17 protein-coding genes and 1 tRNA gene are annotated in these 16,581 nt (G+C 41.5%); 1 reads left to right on the top strand and 17 read right to left on the bottom strand.

The features are described 5' to 3' along the window. Window positions 1–16: 16 nt before the first annotated feature. Window positions 17–105: transfer RNA gene (locus AT15_RS03735), tRNA-Ser, on the top strand. A 22-nt stretch (window positions 106–127) separates the two neighbouring features. On the opposite strand, the gene lepB is transcribed toward AT15_RS03735, so the two are convergent. The 17 genes from lepB to rplT form a co-directional block, all read right to left on the bottom strand. After that, window positions 128–982: a signal peptidase I gene (gene lepB, locus AT15_RS03730; RefSeq protein WP_068346487.1), complete on the bottom strand. Its 855-nt coding sequence runs from the start codon at window positions 980–982 to the stop codon at window positions 128–130. Between the two features lie 6 nt (window positions 983–988). Beyond that, the gene (rplS, locus tag AT15_RS03725; RefSeq protein ID WP_068346485.1) at window positions 989–1,336 is read right to left on the bottom strand and encodes a 50S ribosomal protein L19; all 348 of its coding nucleotides are present in this window, start codon (window positions 1,334–1,336) and stop codon (window positions 989–991) included. A gap of 16 nt (window positions 1,337–1,352) precedes the next feature. Continuing rightward, the gene (locus AT15_RS03720) at window positions 1,353–1,919 is read right to left on the bottom strand and encodes an RNA methyltransferase (RefSeq protein ID WP_068346483.1); all 567 of its coding nucleotides are present in this window, start codon (window positions 1,917–1,919) and stop codon (window positions 1,353–1,355) included. Continuing rightward, window positions 1,909–2,652, bottom strand: a complete 744-nt coding sequence (gene trmD, locus AT15_RS03715) for a tRNA (guanosine(37)-N1)-methyltransferase TrmD (protein WP_068346481.1) — start codon at window positions 2,650–2,652, stop codon at window positions 1,909–1,911. Before trmD ends, AT15_RS03720 begins: the two co-directional genes overlap by 11 nt. Window positions 2,653–2,657: 5 nt before the next feature. Then, entirely contained in the window at window positions 2,658–3,215 is a 558-nt protein-coding gene (rimM, locus tag AT15_RS03710; RefSeq protein WP_068346479.1) for a ribosome maturation factor RimM, read from the bottom strand. Then, window positions 3,212–3,445, bottom strand: coding sequence for a KH domain-containing protein (locus tag AT15_RS03705; protein WP_068346477.1), 234 nt, complete (start codon window positions 3,443–3,445; stop codon window positions 3,212–3,214). The genes rimM and AT15_RS03705 overlap by 4 nt, the downstream gene beginning before the upstream one ends. Then, window positions 3,442–3,735 carry a 30S ribosomal protein S16 gene (rpsP, locus tag AT15_RS03700; RefSeq protein WP_068346476.1) on the bottom strand — a complete coding sequence of 98 codons (294 nt, stop codon included), beginning with the start codon at window positions 3,733–3,735 and terminating at the stop codon, window positions 3,442–3,444. Before rpsP ends, AT15_RS03705 begins: the two co-directional genes overlap by 4 nt. 35 nt (window positions 3,736–3,770) lie before the next feature. Next, window positions 3,771–5,090 (bottom strand): signal recognition particle protein, encoded by a 1,320-nt coding sequence (gene ffh, locus AT15_RS03695; RefSeq protein WP_068346474.1) that lies wholly within the window; start codon window positions 5,088–5,090, stop codon window positions 3,771–3,773. A 171-nt stretch (window positions 5,091–5,261) separates the two neighbouring features. Then, the gene (locus tag AT15_RS03690; protein ID WP_068346471.1) at window positions 5,262–5,837 is read right to left on the bottom strand and encodes a thymidine kinase; all 576 of its coding nucleotides are present in this window, start codon (window positions 5,835–5,837) and stop codon (window positions 5,262–5,264) included. A 63-nt stretch (window positions 5,838–5,900) separates the two neighbouring features. Beyond that, complete coding sequence (locus AT15_RS03685) at window positions 5,901–9,710, bottom strand: glucodextranase DOMON-like domain-containing protein (protein WP_084251442.1); 3,810 nt, start codon at window positions 9,708–9,710, stop codon at window positions 5,901–5,903. Window positions 9,711–9,850: 140 nt separating this feature from the next. Next, window positions 9,851–10,477 (bottom strand): uracil phosphoribosyltransferase, encoded by a 627-nt coding sequence (gene upp / locus AT15_RS03680; RefSeq protein WP_068346469.1) that lies wholly within the window; start codon window positions 10,475–10,477, stop codon window positions 9,851–9,853. Window positions 10,478–10,479: 2 nt separating this feature from the next. Beyond that, entirely contained in the window at window positions 10,480–11,760 is a 1,281-nt protein-coding gene (glyA, locus tag AT15_RS03675) for a serine hydroxymethyltransferase (RefSeq protein ID WP_068346467.1), read from the bottom strand. A 1-nt stretch (window position 11,761) separates the two neighbouring features. Further along, window positions 11,762–13,852, bottom strand: a complete 2,091-nt coding sequence (gene pulA, locus AT15_RS03670) for a type I pullulanase (RefSeq protein WP_084251441.1) — start codon at window positions 13,850–13,852, stop codon at window positions 11,762–11,764. A 37-nt stretch (window positions 13,853–13,889) separates the two neighbouring features. Then, complete coding sequence (gene mtnA, locus AT15_RS03665) at window positions 13,890–14,915, bottom strand: S-methyl-5-thioribose-1-phosphate isomerase (protein WP_068346645.1); 1,026 nt, start codon at window positions 14,913–14,915, stop codon at window positions 13,890–13,892. A 20-nt stretch (window positions 14,916–14,935) separates the two neighbouring features. Further along, window positions 14,936–15,748 carry an Mrp/NBP35 family ATP-binding protein gene (locus tag AT15_RS03660; RefSeq protein ID WP_068346465.1) on the bottom strand — a complete coding sequence of 271 codons (813 nt, stop codon included), beginning with the start codon at window positions 15,746–15,748 and terminating at the stop codon, window positions 14,936–14,938. A 2-nt stretch (window positions 15,749–15,750) separates the two neighbouring features. Next, complete coding sequence (locus AT15_RS03655; RefSeq protein WP_084251439.1) at window positions 15,751–16,167, bottom strand: OsmC family protein; 417 nt, start codon at window positions 16,165–16,167, stop codon at window positions 15,751–15,753. A gap of 43 nt (window positions 16,168–16,210) precedes the next feature. Next, complete coding sequence (rplT, locus tag AT15_RS03650) at window positions 16,211–16,570, bottom strand: 50S ribosomal protein L20 (protein ID WP_068346463.1); 360 nt, start codon at window positions 16,568–16,570, stop codon at window positions 16,211–16,213. Window positions 16,571–16,581 lie beyond the last annotated feature (11 nt).

Genomic DNA, 16,581 nt, shown 5'->3' with positions numbered 1-16,581 from the left:
GTTATAATTGATTCGAGGAGGCGTATCCTAATTGGCTAAGGAGCCGGTCTTGAAAACCGGTGGGGTGAAGGCCCCGTGTGGGTTCGAGTCCCACCGCCTCCGCCAAATAACCGGGGTATTACCCCGGTTATTCTTTTTCTTTCAATGGTCCAAATCTTGATAACTCCCAGATTCTAAGCATCGGCTCTCCAACGATGTTCTCCCTTGGAACAAAGCCAAAAAACCTGCTATCGAAACTGTTTCCGGTATTATCACCCATGAAAAAATAAAATCCCTCCGGGATATTTATCTTAATACTTTTGGTACTCGGATCTTGCCAGATGTATTTTCTCAAATCAAGGGGACTTAAAACACTATCATAGTAGCTTGCATAGTCCAGATAGCGCTGATAATATTTGAAAAACTCGTTGTAGATAGAATATACTTTGTCAGGGTGTGCCAGTCCCAGGTAAAAGTCCTTGTCCGCAAATATGGCTTCCCTTGAATACCGCCTTTCTGCAAGCTGCGGGAGAACTAGTCCATTAACATAGAGCTGATAATGCGGCTGATCATCATGGGGCATGGAAAGAATTTCGTCTTCTATGTTCTTAAATTCAGGAGCTACTCGCAACTCTATGGTATCGCCCGGCTTCCCGACAAGTCTTTTGACATATTTCACATGGCCCTTAAAGGCTTTTGGCGAAAAAAGATCCATGAATTTATCAAAAGGGCCTAACATCTCAAGAGCTGATTTGTCCACAAAGGGGGCCCAAAAAACGACAATATCACCATAGTCAGGCTCTTTGAATTGATAGGTCACCTTTTCGACGAAAAGACGATCCCCGGGATCGATGGTTGGGACCATCGATTCCGTGGGGACCATCATAGTTTCGAACATAAAGAGCCTTATAATAGTTCCAAAAACAAGGGCATAAACAAGGGCCTTTCCCCACTCTTTCAATTCATGGACAACCTTAGATTCCTTTTTGGAGGCCCTGGCCATTGAGCCTCAGTCCCTTCTTTGCTTTATTCTGATCTTTCCTCTGATGTCCCTAATGTAATAGAGCTTTGCTCTTCTGACTTTACCCTTTCTCAAGACAGTGATCTTCTCAACAGCTGGACTAGCAAAGGGAAAGATTCTTTCTACTCCAACACCTGCTGCACCTACTCTTCTTACGGTGAAGGTTCTATTTACTCCGCCACCTCTAATTTTAATGACTACACCTTCAAAAGCCTGTGTTCTTTCTTTGTTTCCCTCTTTTACTTTAACATAGACCCTGATGGTATCGCCGGGTCTTATCTCTGGTAGATCTTTTTTGACAAACTCACTTTCAATCGCCCTGATGTACTGATCCATTTCAATCCCTCCTAACTTATATATCTTCTCCTATAATTCTATCCAGTGTTATTGCCACTGCGGATCTTACTGAAAGATGGTTAAAGCTTACTTTACCTCTTATTGGTTCGAGGATGTAATTGCAAAGCTTGAGCACTTCCTTAGGCAATCCCCAGCTTGTTCCAAAGAGAATCAGATGAGGCTCTTCAGAGTTTTTGATGATCTCTGACATTCTTGAATAAGGAATACGGTCTGGTCCACTTTTGGCGGACGTGTAGATGAGCTTGGGAACTTTTCCTTCAATTTTCTCAATCTCTTCTACCGCATCCTCGATATACATAGCCGTTCTAACAACTGTAAGAGCTTCACTTCTGCTGGGGTTGTATTCTTTTCCAAAATCCTTAAGCCAGTACTCAAGCACATTACCTACTATCTCCCTTTGAGCGGGGAGATTCGAGACCACATAATAACCCTTTATATTATAAGTTCTGCATGTCCTTGCGATATCATGAACATCGAGGTTTGTTACAGCGCTTGATACAATTTTTCCATTACGGCCAAGAACAGGGTAGTGAATCAACGCAACATATATATTACTCAACATCACCTATCAGCTCCCTGAAAAGGCTTAGAAGAGCCTTTTTGTCCATTCTATCAAAATCGTGTTTTAAAAATAAGTCAGGCCTTCTCTTCAACGTCCTCTTAATGCTCTCTTTTCGACGAAACAACTCTATTTCTTCATGGTTTCCGTTCAGCAAAACCTCAGGTACTTTCATGCCCTTTATTTCTCTTGGCCTTGTATAGTGGGGATAGTCCAACAGATCATTGAAAAAAGAATCCCTCTTAACTGATTCCATATCGCCAATAACTCCTGGAACAAATCTGAGAAGGCTCTCTATCATAACCATGGATGGCAATTCGCCACCACTTAATACAAAATCACCAATGGATAGTTCTTCATCGACTATGTTCATAACCCTTTCATCTACACCCTCATACCGACCGCAAAGAAAGAGAAGAGAATCCTTCGTTGAAAGTTCCAGAGCTTTGTCATTGTCAAAAACCTTTCCCTGTGGGGAGGTCAGGATCACATGAGGTTTCCCTTCGTTCCTTATGATTTTCTCATAAGCCTTTAAGAAGGGTTCAGCTTTCATGACCAATCCGCTACCCCCGCCATAAGGATAATCATCAGTGGTACGATGCCTGTCTGTTGTATAATCCCTCAGATTGATTGCCTTAAAATCAACAATGCCTTCCTTTAAGGCTCTTGAAATAACTCCATATTCTGTTAAAATCGAGAACATTTCCGGAAATATCGTCAATACTTTTATTCTCATCTTAATCACTCGTTCTCTTTCTCAAAATCGGGAACCTTTGCAATGATGCGTCTGTTATCGAGGTCGAGGTCCAATACATAGTCTTTAATTGCGGGTATGAGAACTTCCCTGAATGACAAATTTTCAAGCTGCTGTCTTACAACGAAAACTTCATTTGCTCCCGTTTCAATAATATCCTCAACTTTCCCGAGATATTCGCCTTCAGGTGAAAATACTTGTGCTTCTAAAACTTGATAGAAATAAAATTCACCTTTTTTAAGAGGAGGAAGCTTGTTTTTAGCGATGAAAAGGTGATATCCTCTTATACGTTCGGCCAGTTCCACATTATGAAAACCTTCAAAGGAGAGTATATACCCCGAACCTGCTTTTCGAAATTCTGCAATTTTAGTGGCCACATATCTTTTGGATTTCTCGTCGAAGAGGATAGCACTTTCACCTTCTTCCAAAAGGCTTTCCATGTTGGTGGTTAACTTGAATTTTACTTCACCCCGTAATCCATGAGGCTTAACCACATATCCAATGGAAATCATGGAAGAAAGAAGCTTTGTGATATCAGCGCTCATCTAATCACCTTTAACGTAAAGCTTGCTCTATCAGGGCCAGCGATGGCGTTAAGCAGTACGTTGATGGATTTAATGGTTCTTCCATCTTTTCCAATGATTTGACCGATATCATCTTCAGATGCTCTTATTTCAAAGACTTTGTTGCCATTTTCGTCCACACTTTCTGTAACCGAAAGTGAATCGGGATCCTTTACAATCCCTTTGAGAATATGTTCAAGGAGCTCTTTCATTCTTCGCTCGCTTCTCCTTTTTCTTTGCTGCTCTTTATTTCGTGCACTTTCTTCATAACACCAAATTTTGAGAGAATGGATCTTGCGGTTTCAGTCGGCTGAGCACCTTTGAGGATCCAATCCACAGCTCTCTCTACGTTAACATTCATAACTGCTGGATCTTTTAAAGGGTCATAAAATCCGAGAGAATCGATGTAAGAACCGTCTCTTCTCTTTCTCGAATCCACGACTACAATTCTGTAAAAGGGCCTGTTTCTCCTTCCCATCCTTGTCAAACGTATCCTGACCATGTTAAAAAACACCTCCTGGAATTTATTGAATTAATTTAAAATGGTAAGCCTTTAAAAAGTTTGGAAAACTTTGATTTTTTGGAATTCATGGCTTTCATCATGGCTTTCATCTGATCGTAGGATTTCAATACCTTATTCACTTCTGTGAGGTTTGCTCCACTGCCTTTAGCTATACGGAGCTTTCGGCTGTAATTTATGATTTTCGGGTTTCTTCGTTCTGCTTTTGTCATTGAGCTTATTATTGCCTCGGTGCGTTTTAGGTTTTTTTCACCAGAAGAAAGATCAACTTCTTTGGGAACTCCAGGTATCATCTCCATCAAATCGCCTATTGAACCCATTTTCTTTATCTGACGCAGCTGTTCAAGAAAGTCTTCAAGGTCAAACTTGTTTTTTGCGAATTTTTCTTCCAGTTTTTTGGCTTTTTCCATATCAACATTTTGTTGTATCTTATCGATAAGGCTCAGCACATCGCCCATTCCGAGTATCCGTCCGGCCACACGATCCGGAAAAAAAGGTTCTAATCCATCTATTTTTTCGGAAATTCCAATGAATTTGACTGGTTTTCCAGTCACGTGCCTTATTGATAGGATTACACCTCCACGGGCGTCGCCATCGAGTTTGGTGACAACGAACCCCGTCAATTCAAGCGCTTCATTGAAAGCCTTAGCGGAGTTTACAGCGTCCTGACCAGTCATAGCATCAACAACCATGAGAATCTCATCGGGCTCAAGCTGTCCGGCGATTTCTTTCAGTTCATCCATCATCCTTTCATCCACATGAAGGCGTCCGGCAGTATCAAAAATCACTATATCAACAACATTTTTAACTGCATCATCCATCGCCTCAGCAACGATTTTTATTGGATTTTTTCTATCGCCTACAAACACAGGAATGTCAATTTGTCTCCCTAGCTGGATCAACTGGTCAATTGCAGCAGGTCGATATACATCAGCTGCAACGAGTAGAACTTTTTTCCCTTCTTTTTTAAATCTTGCTGCCAATTTAGCTGCAGTTGTGGTTTTTCCGCTTCCCTGCAGACCAACCATCATTATTTTTGCTGGCTTTGAAGAAAGAGACAGGGGTATGTTTTTTTCGCCAAGAACCTTTATTAGCTCATCCCTGACAATTTTGATAAACTGTTGATCAGGAGTAAAACTACCCAGTACATCTTCGCCAAGGGCTTTCTCCTGAACATCTTTTATGAATTCCTTGACTACTTTGAAATTAACATCAGCTTCAAGCAATGAGAGCTTAACCTGCCTAACTGCTTCCTTTATGTTCTTCTCAGATATTCTTCCCTTGCCGCTTATAGATTTAAAAGTTTTGATAAGCTTTTCCTGCAGGTTTTCAAACACAAAAACACCTCCGGTCTATCCCGTATGGATATCCCTGTTCATTTAAATATGCATCCTAGCAATTATCACCCATATATGTTAACATATGTTTACTGATTTATGGTTTGTATACTTAACTAATTACCAATTCAGTGTAAAGATGTAATCTTTATGTATGCATATTATAATATTTCAATTCCCTTTGAATCTTCCTGTGAGTTTGTTATAGCAATCACGGCAAACAGCAATATACTTTTCCATGCCACCAACATCAATTTCGCTTTCAGTATCATCGACTTTTCTATAAGAAACAACAGCCTTATATTCACCGCATATATGACAAACTGCCTTCTTTTTAATTACTTCATCAGCTATTCCCATTATTTGAACGGTGGTTTTGAAGGGACGGTGCTTATAACTCATGTCAAGCCCCACACAAAAAACGTTAACACCGGAATAAATTATTTCTTCAATGATTTGGACTATATTTTCATCAAAAAAGTGAATTTCATCGATGAAGATGGCATCAAGCTGACCCGCATGTTCTGCGAATGTCTTTCTGAGTTCATCGGAACTGGTAACTTTTATAGCCGGGGCTTTAAGACCCGTATGACTTACTATATGTTCTTCTGAGTATCTGATATCTATCGACGGCTTGAAGACAAGATAGTTTTTCTTTCCCAGAGCATAGATTTCGATGAGCGACAGGAGTTCAGTAGTCTTTCCTGAATACATTGGCCCCACAATTACAGTAAGTTTTCCGGACATAATGCACCTCCACAATGCATATTAAAGCGGGGCATAAGCCCCGCTTTAATAAGGGCTTCCTTTTCAGAAATCAATAATAACAGGAACTAAGGTCGCGTACTTTTCAGAGTTTTTATCGTAAGATGAAAGAACTTCTTCCTGGGTGGTTTCTTCCGGGACTATTATGTCAAGAACGAAGGGAGCAAAGTCTCCTGCATCAAGAGGATAGCCACCCAGCGTCCACTCGCTTGGTTCAGGGGTTACTGCCCTGAAGTTGTCAGGGCCATAACCATCCTGGCTTCCCGACAGTACATAAAGAGCCATTGTGCTAAAGGTACCAAGTTCTGCTTTATTAACTATTACATTGATGATTTTTTCTCCGGGGTCAGCCTCAACTTGCACGGTATCGGGAATTTCTTCTCCATCAGCTGTCGCAAAAACTTGACCATAAGAGGGCCAGCCAGCTACTTTTATGAAATAATCCCATGGAAATTCATCTGAAAAACTCACACGGGCACCTTCAGCATAAGTGTCTGTCCTTCCGCCGTCCTTGACATCAATGTAGAGGTTTATGAGTTGATGTGAAAAACCTTTGGGAGCATTCCATGGATTGGTCATTTCATTGAACTTCAACTGGAAAATCACAGCCTGCTCATTCTCAAGCACTTTAAGCCATTCAATGTCCCATAGCCCCTTATATGGTTCAAATGCAGTGTTTAAGGGATATTGATATGAACCAAATCCGTAATCATCGCCCGTAGGATCCTGAAAGACTGCCACAACCCTTCCTGTAACCGCCTGAGGGATTTGAACATGAACGGGACCGCTTTTGGGTGCATAATCTATAAGTGCCTTTTCCTTTGAATTACTAATAGAAATAGCTAAATTGAATTCCTGTCCTGTTTTTATCCCAAGGGCATCAAGGGGGATTTTTATCTCTACCGTTTCACCAATTGCAGCGCTATCTTCAAGAGATGGAAGTTCAGGATCAATTGACCATTTTCCATCACCCGCCGCATTGTAGTTTGATAATCTCCCGGGTCTAATCTTCCATGATTTGAAGCTCACAAGAAACCTTTTGGCAAGAACAAAGCCAAAGGAGTCCTTTTCATCTTTGAATGGGTAGCGTGGAACTGTATTTATTTTCTGTGCACCGGGGAGGTCGGTATATATTTCCAGATACAATGGCTCCCCAAGCAGCGATCTTGGATCTCGTTTCAATTCCACTGCAAGGTAAAGATTTGCATTGTCCCTTCCGATATAAAAGCCTGCTATCAAGTCGTCTTCAGCGGCCATTGTGGAAACTTCCAGGTCTTTATAATAAGCCGCTTTATCCCATTCGCCTTCTTCCATAACGCCGTCTATCGATGGTTTAATGACTCCAATTGCCCCACTGGTGGATACAGCGGGTTTCTTGTTTACAACAAAGAGATAGGAAGGAATGTCTTCTTCTGGAGTTCCTATGGCTCTATATAGCTGTATTAAAGCCTTCTTAAATGCCATATCGAAAAGAACTTCGTTATTCCCAGCATCCTGATCCACTCCATACCACCAGAACCAATCAGAACCTTCGGCAGTGTAAAGAGCGTCCAGAGCCAATTTAACTTGATCAGGAGAGAGGGAATCTTTTGCTTTCAAGAATGCCTCGCGCGCTTCTGCGACTCTATCCCATGCTTCGTTTTCTTCCTTCTCGCCTATCCAGGTATCGAGGCTACCGCCAACCCATGAACCGGTAGGAAGGTAATCCAAAGTATCCTCCACCCCATATTTGCTTATATATTGACTGGGTGTAAGCAATTCCAGGTTTTCGTCTTTCGATAGTGCCATGTATAACAATTTCCTGAAGTCATTCCCGTTATTCGGGTAATGTTCCCAGGCGTTTTCGCCATCAAGGGCGATGGTTATGACAGCATCACCTGAATCATTTAAATGCTGGAGCTCGTGAAGTCTTGAAATGAAATCTTCGACGGCTTTTTCTGCACTCATTGTTGAGTATCTAAACCCGATCCTATCGGAAAGGTCTGTATCTCTAAAAAATACTATCAAATCGCTGTTTTCGCTTATTACTTTATATGGTTTCATTATGTTTTTGTAATTTCCTGTATCAACCCCTGCCAGCTGTAATATTGATTTATCAGTAACTATCCAGCTTATACCTGATTTTTCTAACATAGGTACCAGTTCATTATGCACAGCCTGCTCAGAAGGCCATAAACCTTCTGGCTTTTTGCCGAAAAGTGTCTGGAAGTATTCCAGACCCCGTTCAATTTGACCTTGCGCGTCACTTTCCCAACCTTTTTCAATGAGGATAGGGAGTATTGGATGATAGAAGGGCGAAGTAGTCAATTCCACTTTTCCGGATTCCCATAACGCTTTATGCTTTTCAACAACTTCTCCCATTATTTCGAGTTGCTTGTTAATAACGTAAAGAAGGTCCTGAAAACTATATCCACGATCCTTTTCAAGAAGCCTTGTTAACTCTTCATCAGCTTCTATGTATTCGATATTAATCCAGTGTAAGTTCCATAGAACTTTGAGATCCAGAATATCCTGTTCAGTAAAATTCTCGCCGCTATTTTTCTTTTTCATCAACTCAGAATATCGCTTGCTCTTTGAAACAAACCTAGGATTTATATCAAAGAAATGATCAATAATAAACTGCTTATCTTCAGGGGATAGTTCTGTTGCGAAGGAGAGTTTTAGATACTTGTCAGTTGCACCTTTATCCAGATAATCTTTCAGCTGTAACAACAAGCTGGGAACGAGATTTATTGTTACACTACCTCTGGTTAAATATTTATCAATCAGGTCGGCCATATATGGATAGTCATTAACTGCATGGGCTCTAACCCAGGGCATTTCGTAATCAACAGTTCCGGGGATTTTGTACAGAGGCTGATGTTGATGCCAGATGAGCACTACATTTAAAGGAGGTTTTGAAGGATCAGCAGGTGTCGCTCTTTTTAGAATGTTTTCAGGATCAGGTAACTCCTTCTTCGGAGATATTTCCTTTACTTCTGTCTCAGATGAAGGAGGTTCTTCATAAGGAACATCGATCCACGATTCAACAGTATCTTCGCGTAGTATTTCTTCAGCATCGACTATGAGCACTCTATTTGAAATTTCGTTTCCTTCTTTGTCCTTTTCAACAGTATCCCAGCTGCCACGGTTGTATTTGTATTCGATCCTGTCGCCGACTTTGGCTTCAATCGTTATAAAAGCAATGTTACCATCTCTTTTTAAAATAGTCAGCGGATCTCCAGTTGTCCAGTTATTAAAAGTTCCGGTAATATAAACTTCGTCATTTGCTGGGGTATTCCAGGGAATGCTCACCTTAAAAGTTATTTCAGCAGGTGTTCCAGCGGGTACTTCGGTTTTCACTTCAGGCGCGACATCAGCCCATGAAGCGATAATGTCTTCAATTACAAGGGGCTCTTGCTTTATCTCGATTTTTCTGTTGCTGATTTCCTCTCCAGCTTCGCCTTTCTCAACTTTCCCCCAATCCCCGCGTGTGTATTTGTATTCAATGGTGCTATTGGCTGGCAAGTTCAAGGTGATCTCTGCCATATTGCCTGATCGTGTCATTTCGTAATTGATATCACCGGGAATCCATTCATTGAAGCTACCAACTATATATACAGGCCCTTCCGGTGTGTTGGATGGAAGAGTAACTTTAAAAGTTATAGAAATAACTCCTTGTTTTGGTTCAGCAGTCTGTTCAACCGATGGACTTGCATCGGGTGAGGCAACTTCCTGATCAACCTCTTGCTGAGGAAGGACGGGAGCGGTTCTTTCGGCTGAACATGCTGTAAATAGAGTTAACAAAACAATCAACAAAGCAGCAAATACTAAAAACTTCATAAATCCGTTGACACACCGAGTAAGTTTGCTCATGCGGTCAACTCCTCCCTTCTTATCTTTGAGAATGAAATCATGGAAAATAGAAGCCTGTATAAAAGACTCTCATCACAATTTTATCATCAAAAATAGCAGTGGAAGCTATTACTTCCACTGCTATTTTGATATAGCTTAGCTTATTTTGTTCGATATAGCCTGTCGCCGGCATCACCAAGCCCCGGAACAATATAGGCGTGGTCATTTAACTTTTCGTCAAGGGAGGCAGTAAATATCTTTATGTCAGGAAATTTTGAAGAAATAAAAGAAGCTCCTTCTGGTGAAGCAATCAGGCACATCAGGGTTATGTGTTTCCCACCAGCCTTTTTTACATATTCAATGGCCGCTGCAGAGGATACACCGGTAGCAAGCATTGGATCAAGCACAAAGATCTCGTTATCGTTAATTCCGGGAAGCTTGGCATAATATTCAACAGGCTGTATGGTTTCCGGGTCTCTGTATATGCCGATAAAGCCTACAGAGGCGTTCGGCATTAGAGAAAGAACCCCTTCCATCATCCCGAGGCCCGCTCTTAATATGGGAACAACTGTAACCTTTTTATCCTCAATCATTTTTCCCTCAGTCCTGCAAATCGGTGTGCTGATTTCTACAGAGTGGGTTTTTATATGGCGTGTTGCCTCATAAGTTAGCAAAAGCGTAATTTCTTTGGTCAACTCTCTAAATTCCTTTGGACCTGTTTCTATATCCCTTAAAATTGTTAGTTTATGCTGGATAAGAGGATGGTCGACTACAATCAGGTTATCCACTTCTATACCTCCCTTCTAAGAAGCCCTTTATAAAGCGGGAAGCGAGCGGTGAGTTTGTGTACTTCTTCGGACACCTCATGAATTACATCCTGAGGGAGATTGCCCTTTTCATCTTCTATATTCTCAATGACTTTAATTATCAGTTCTGCAATTTTAGCCATTTCTTCCACGCCCATCCCCCGGGTCGTTACAGCTGGAGTTCCTATTCGAATGCCGCTGGTTACAAAAGGCGAACGCGTTTCCTTTGGGATGGTATTTTTATTAACAGTAATATCAGCTCTTTCAAGGGCTTTTTCTGCTGCCTTCCCGGTAACCTCTTTTGGATTTAGATCCACAAGGAAAAGATGAGTATCGGTACCGCCGGAAACAATTCTCAAACCTCTATTCTCCAGCTCCCTTGCAAGTGCTTTAGCGTTAGAGAGAATGTTCTGCTGGTATTCTTTAAACTCATCTTTAAGAGCTTCGCCAAAAGCTACAGCCTTTGCAAGGATAATGTGCATTAATGGACCGCCTTGAATTCCGGGGAAAACGCTTTTATTAATTGCTTTAGCAATTTCTTCGTCGTTAGTAAGAATAAGACCGCCTCTTGGTCCCCTTAGCGTTTTGTGGGTTGTTGAAGTTACTATGTGTGCAAAATCGACCGGGTTTGGATAAAGACCTGCTGCCACAAGACCTGCAAAATGTGCCATATCTACAACTAAATAAGCTCCAACCCTATCTGCAATTTCCCTGAATTTCTTAAAGTCAATTATACGGGAATAAGCGCTTCCGCCAGCTACAATTATTTTTGGCTTGTTTTCAATGGCGAGCTTCTCAACGATGTTGTAATCAATAGTTTCAGATACTGGATCAACACCATATGATATTACCTTGAACAACTTCCCGGAGAAATTTACTGGAGAACCATGAGTAAGATGCCCACCATGGCTTAATGACATTCCCATAATAGTATCGCCTGGTTCAGCAACGGCAAGGTAAGCGGCCATATTTGCTTGAGAACCCGAATGGGGTTGAACGTTCGCATACTTCGCGTTATAAAGCTCTTTCACCCGCTCTCTAGCGAGATCTTCTGCGAGATCCACGTATTTACACCCACCATAGTACCTTTTTCTCGGGTAACCTTCGGCGTACTTGTTTGTCAAAACGCTACCCATGGCTTCCATAACAGCGGTTGACACAAAATTCTCAGAGGCGATTAGCTCTATGCCTTCTTCCTGCCTTCTTAGCTCTTCGCTAAGAATCTCAAAGGCTTCAGGATCAAATCTCATGAGATTTTCCCACATTTCATTCCCCTCCTGCATTTTTTATTGCAATAGTAGTTGAAATTGGTTTAACTGAAATTGCACTGGAAACTTCAGCAATTCCGTCCCGGTCAATTTTACAATCCATTACAACGACTTTCCAAGGCTCTTTGGAGTCAATGAGTACTTCCTGGTTTTCTTTTGAAGCGTTATGCGCCACAAGAATTTCCTTTTCTCCATCGTTCAATGTAAAGACGATTAAACCGGGTGAATCTATCGGTAAGAATTTTAACTTTTCCATTATTTCATTGCTGGTTTTGAGCCTGAATAGCTTTTCCCGTTTGCGGAGTTCAATTAACCCTCTGACATAATTGTAATAATCTGCGTAAATGTATTTTTGGTTGTAATTCAGTTCGTTGATCAACGTTCCCGAGTTATAGCTATTTTCCTCTAATAATTTGGTGCGAAGCATTTCTGATCCCGCGTGTAAGAAGGGAATACCCTGTGAGGTCAGCACTATTGAAATGGCCAGAGCTGCCATCCTGACTTTATTTTCGAACTTTTCTTCTGGACAACTTTTATGAATTTTGTCTATTAAAGTAAGATTGTCGTGGGATGAAACATAATTCACCACTTCAAAAGGCTCTTTTGCAAAGCCTGAAAGTGTTTTAGAGTATTCAATTTCTGCTATAATACCTTTCATTACTTCCTCTTTTTTGTCGTAGGAACCTGTTACAAATCCCTTGCTTTCGTCATCGGTAAATCCTTTCACAGCGTTTCTGAGCTCATCGTTGAAAACAGCTATATTGACTCCTTTTTGCTCGCCCTTGATAAAGGGTTTGTCTTTCATTGTAGAGTGTGACGCAGCCCAGGGTTCGCCATAAAGCAAAATGTCCTTTCTTAGCTCTTTGAGTTCCCTTTCAATGGATAGCATGGTTTCTTTCCCCAACAAAGCCATTAAGTCAAATCTAAATCCATCTATATGGTAGTTTTTGACCCAATATTTTAGGGCACTTATAATATACCGCCTTACCATTTGCCTTTCCGTTGCCAGTTCATTTCCGCAACCAGAACCGTTTGAAAAGCCTCCATCTGGTGTTAGGCGGTAGTAATAATAGGGGACGAGTTTTTGAAAGGGGGTATCGGTGTTATATGTGTGATTGAACACAACATCTAGCACAACTCCTAATTTTTTTCGGTGCAATTCCTGTACAAGCTTCCTGAATTCAAGAACCCTAATAACAGGGTCATGGGGATTGGTAGAATATGAGCCTTCCGGCACAAAAAACAGCGCCGGATCATATCCCCAGTTGTACTGCACCGGATCTCTTTCGTCGATGCTGTCAAAATCATGAACTGGCAACAGATGTACATGGGTCACTCCGAGCTCTGTAATATGGTCAAGGCATGTCCCGGATTTCAGAGGGGCATCATGAGCTTTTTCATAGAAAGCTCTATATTTTCCCGGATACCTTGACCCCGATGTCCAGGAGTTCGAAAAATCTTTTATGTGCAGTTCATACAGAATGGCATCAACGGGATTGTTAAGTGCCGGGCCTTTATCCTCATCCCATCCCCGCGGTTTAACTTTTTCAGGATCGTATATGTACGAAAATTCGCCGTTTACCGTTGCAAAGGGTGCATAAGGATCAGCTGCATAGAGTGTTTCTCCATACCTTTTTATTTTGAAACGATATGCATATCCCGAGAGGTTTTTTGATATTCTGGCAACTCTCAGCCCATTGGGTTGAGGAAAAGCGGTAAGGCTAAAAAGGGGATTCGCTAAATCATCAAGAGAAAACACTTCAACGAAAACTTCACCAGGACCCGGTGCCCAGACTTTAAATTTAGTCTCTGATTCATACAGTTTATAGCCAAGATCTTTTTGATATAAGAAATCTTTATCTTCAAGAATACCAACGGGGTAAGCAAATACCCTGCTGGAATTCTCCAACACAATTTCAACGTTATTAAAAGGGTCCAGTCTCGGTTTGCTCAGCGTGAGTTTTAAATTACCTTCCTGTTGTTTTACTGTAAAAGGAATCTCTGAACCATTTACGAAAAGCTTCCGGGGTTTAGCTTTTGAGTACAGAAGTAAAGTATCAGAGCTTTCTATGGTTGCAAATTCTTTCATGGTTCACCTCATGATAAAAAGACTGACCCATAGCGGGTCAGTCAAATAAATTTTTAAGTGTTACGTTATACGGGGGGCGAACAACGCCTTTCTCCGTTATGATACCTGTAACCAAATTCCATGGAGTGACATCAAAAGCTGGATTGTAACACTTCACATTATGTGGAGCAACCTGAATGCCCTGAACATGGGTGATTTCTTTGTGACTTCTTTCTTCGATAGGAATTTCTTTTCCGGTAGGAGTTGATAAATCAATTGTTGATAGCGGAGCTGCTACGTAAAAGGGAATTCCATGCCGTTGAGCCAGGACGGCAACTGAATACGTTCCTATCTTGTTTGCGACGTCCCCATTGGCAGCAATTCTATCAGCGCCCACTACAACAGCGTCTATCTTGCCCTGACTCATCACCCAGCCGGCCATATTGTCTGAGATCAGCGTTACATCAATTCCATCTTTCATGAGCTCCCAGGCAGTTAATCTTGCTCCCTGCAAATATGGCCTGGTTTCATCGGCAAATACTGAAATGCGTTTTCCCGCTTCTACGGCTGCTCTTATTACTCCAAGAGCGGTTCCATAATCTACCGTTGCGAGCGCTCCGGCGTTACAGTGTGTCAAAACGGTATCGCCATCTCTAAGAAGCTCAGATCCATTTCTGCCAATAGCCATATTTACTTCAATATCTTCAAAGGCGATGGCTAAAGCCTCTTTTTCAAGAATATCGATCGTATTATCGGAAGAAGCGTTTTCAAGAAAGGTTTTATGCATCCTTTCAAGTGCCCAGAAAAGGTTTACCGCTGTCGGGCGACTGGAAGCAAGTTTTTCTTTAACCTTTTTCATATGATCGATGCCTTTCTCGCTACCGAGCTCTCCGCGAAACTCCTTCGCCCCCAGAACATAGCCAAAAGCAGCGCTTGCACCAATTGCGGGAGCTCCCCTCACTATCATATCCTTTATGGCAGTAAAGGTATCAAAATGATTTGTACATTTAACGTATACTTCTTCCAGGGGTAATTTTCTCTGGTCTATGAAGATAACAGCGTCTCCCGTCCATTCAAGAGTCATTGTCTTTAATTTTGACAAAGTTATCCCTCCAGAAATTTCAAAGTGTTTTTCACAAGCTCTCGGTATGCTGATTCTAATTCCGTATTTCTCATATGAGTCACTATCGGTTTTCCATTATCGGCATTTGAAACTACCTGCGGATCAAAAGGAAGTTTTCCCAGCAGGGGAACTGAAAAATCTTCTGAAAGCTTTTCTCCCGCACCTTCACCAAAGAGTTTTATTTCTTCTCCGCATTTTGGACATTTGAGATAAGACATGTTTTCAACCACTCCGAGAATCTTTTTGTTGAGAGCTTTTGCAAAGCTGAGAGCCCTCTTCACATCAAGAGCGGCGATTTCTTGGGGAGTTGTAACCATTAAAGGCTTTACATCCGGAATTGTTTGCAAAATAGTCAGCGATTCATCACCGGTTCCGGGAGGTGCATCAATTACCAGAAAGTCGAGTTCACCCCATGCGACGTCACCAAGAAACTGGTAAATAGCAGAAGTTTTTAAGGGGCCTCTCCAGATAATTGGTCTGTCATCTTCAAGAAAACTGGCCATAGAGATGATTTTCAGGTTTGGAAGTACTTCGGGGGGGAATATCTGTTCTTCCACAACAGTTGGTTTTTCCTTTAAACCCAGCATTTTGGCGATATTTGGGCCGTGAAGGTCTATATCAAGGATTCCTGTTTTATAGCCCTCATCGGCAAGTGCCGCAGCGAGATTTACGGCAACAGTGGATTTTCCAACTCCACCTTTTCCAGACATCACAAGTATTTTATGTTTTATTCCCGATATGTTATCACGAATCTTTTTCAAAGTTTCCGCAAGATTGTTCGGATTCTGAGACATTTCTAAACCTCCTCATATGTTATTTCATAACTCAAACTGCAAGCTTTTTTCAACATCGCTGATGCAAAGCAATATCTTTCCTGTGAAAGACTAACAGCCTTTTCGATTTTTTCTTTGGGGAGGTTTTTGCCTTTGAACTTGTAAGTAAGCTTTATGCTTGTGAATACCTTTGGGTGCTCGCTGGCAATTTGCCCCTCAGCGGTAATCTCATAGTCGTAATCCTTCACTTTCATCTTGTTGAGTATGGAAACAACATCCATAGAAGTGCAACCAAGTAATGAAATGAGCATTAACTCCTTTGGTCGCGGAGCAGAATCATTTCCACCAACCTCAGGACCAGCATCAACATGTACATCGTGTCCTGAAGGGGTCTTTGTATGAAAAGCCATATTTCCTATTCTCTTCAATTTTATTTCCACTAGTATAACCTCCTTAAAAAAAAGGGGCGTATGCCCCCGCTGATTAAGCCTTGTTTAGTGCTTCTTTTGCAATTTTCACATATTCTTTGAACGCTTCAAAATCCATCACTGCCAGTTCAGCAAGTATCTTTCTATTTACTGAAATGCCGGCCAGTTTCAAGCCATGTATGAGCTCGCTGTATTTCAGACCTTCCATTCTTGCTCCAGCATTTATTCTTGTGATCCAGAGTTTCCTGTAATCTCTTTTCTTCTGTTTTCTTCCAAAATATGCGAAAACCCCGGAACGAATATAATATTGCTTTGCGAGTCGATAACGTCTGCTTAAAGCACCTCTATAACCTTTCGCTGCCTTCAAATATTTTCTTTTCTTCTTTTTTGAATTAACTCCACCTTTGACGCGCATCCACTATCACC

This window comes from Kosmotoga arenicorallina S304, from assembly GCF_001636545.1.
GTDB lineage: Bacteria > Thermotogota > Thermotogae > Petrotogales > Kosmotogaceae > Kosmotoga_B > Kosmotoga_B arenicorallina.
Note: the sequence above shows the minus strand (reverse complement) of the source record. Positions and strands in the feature narration are given on the sequence as shown.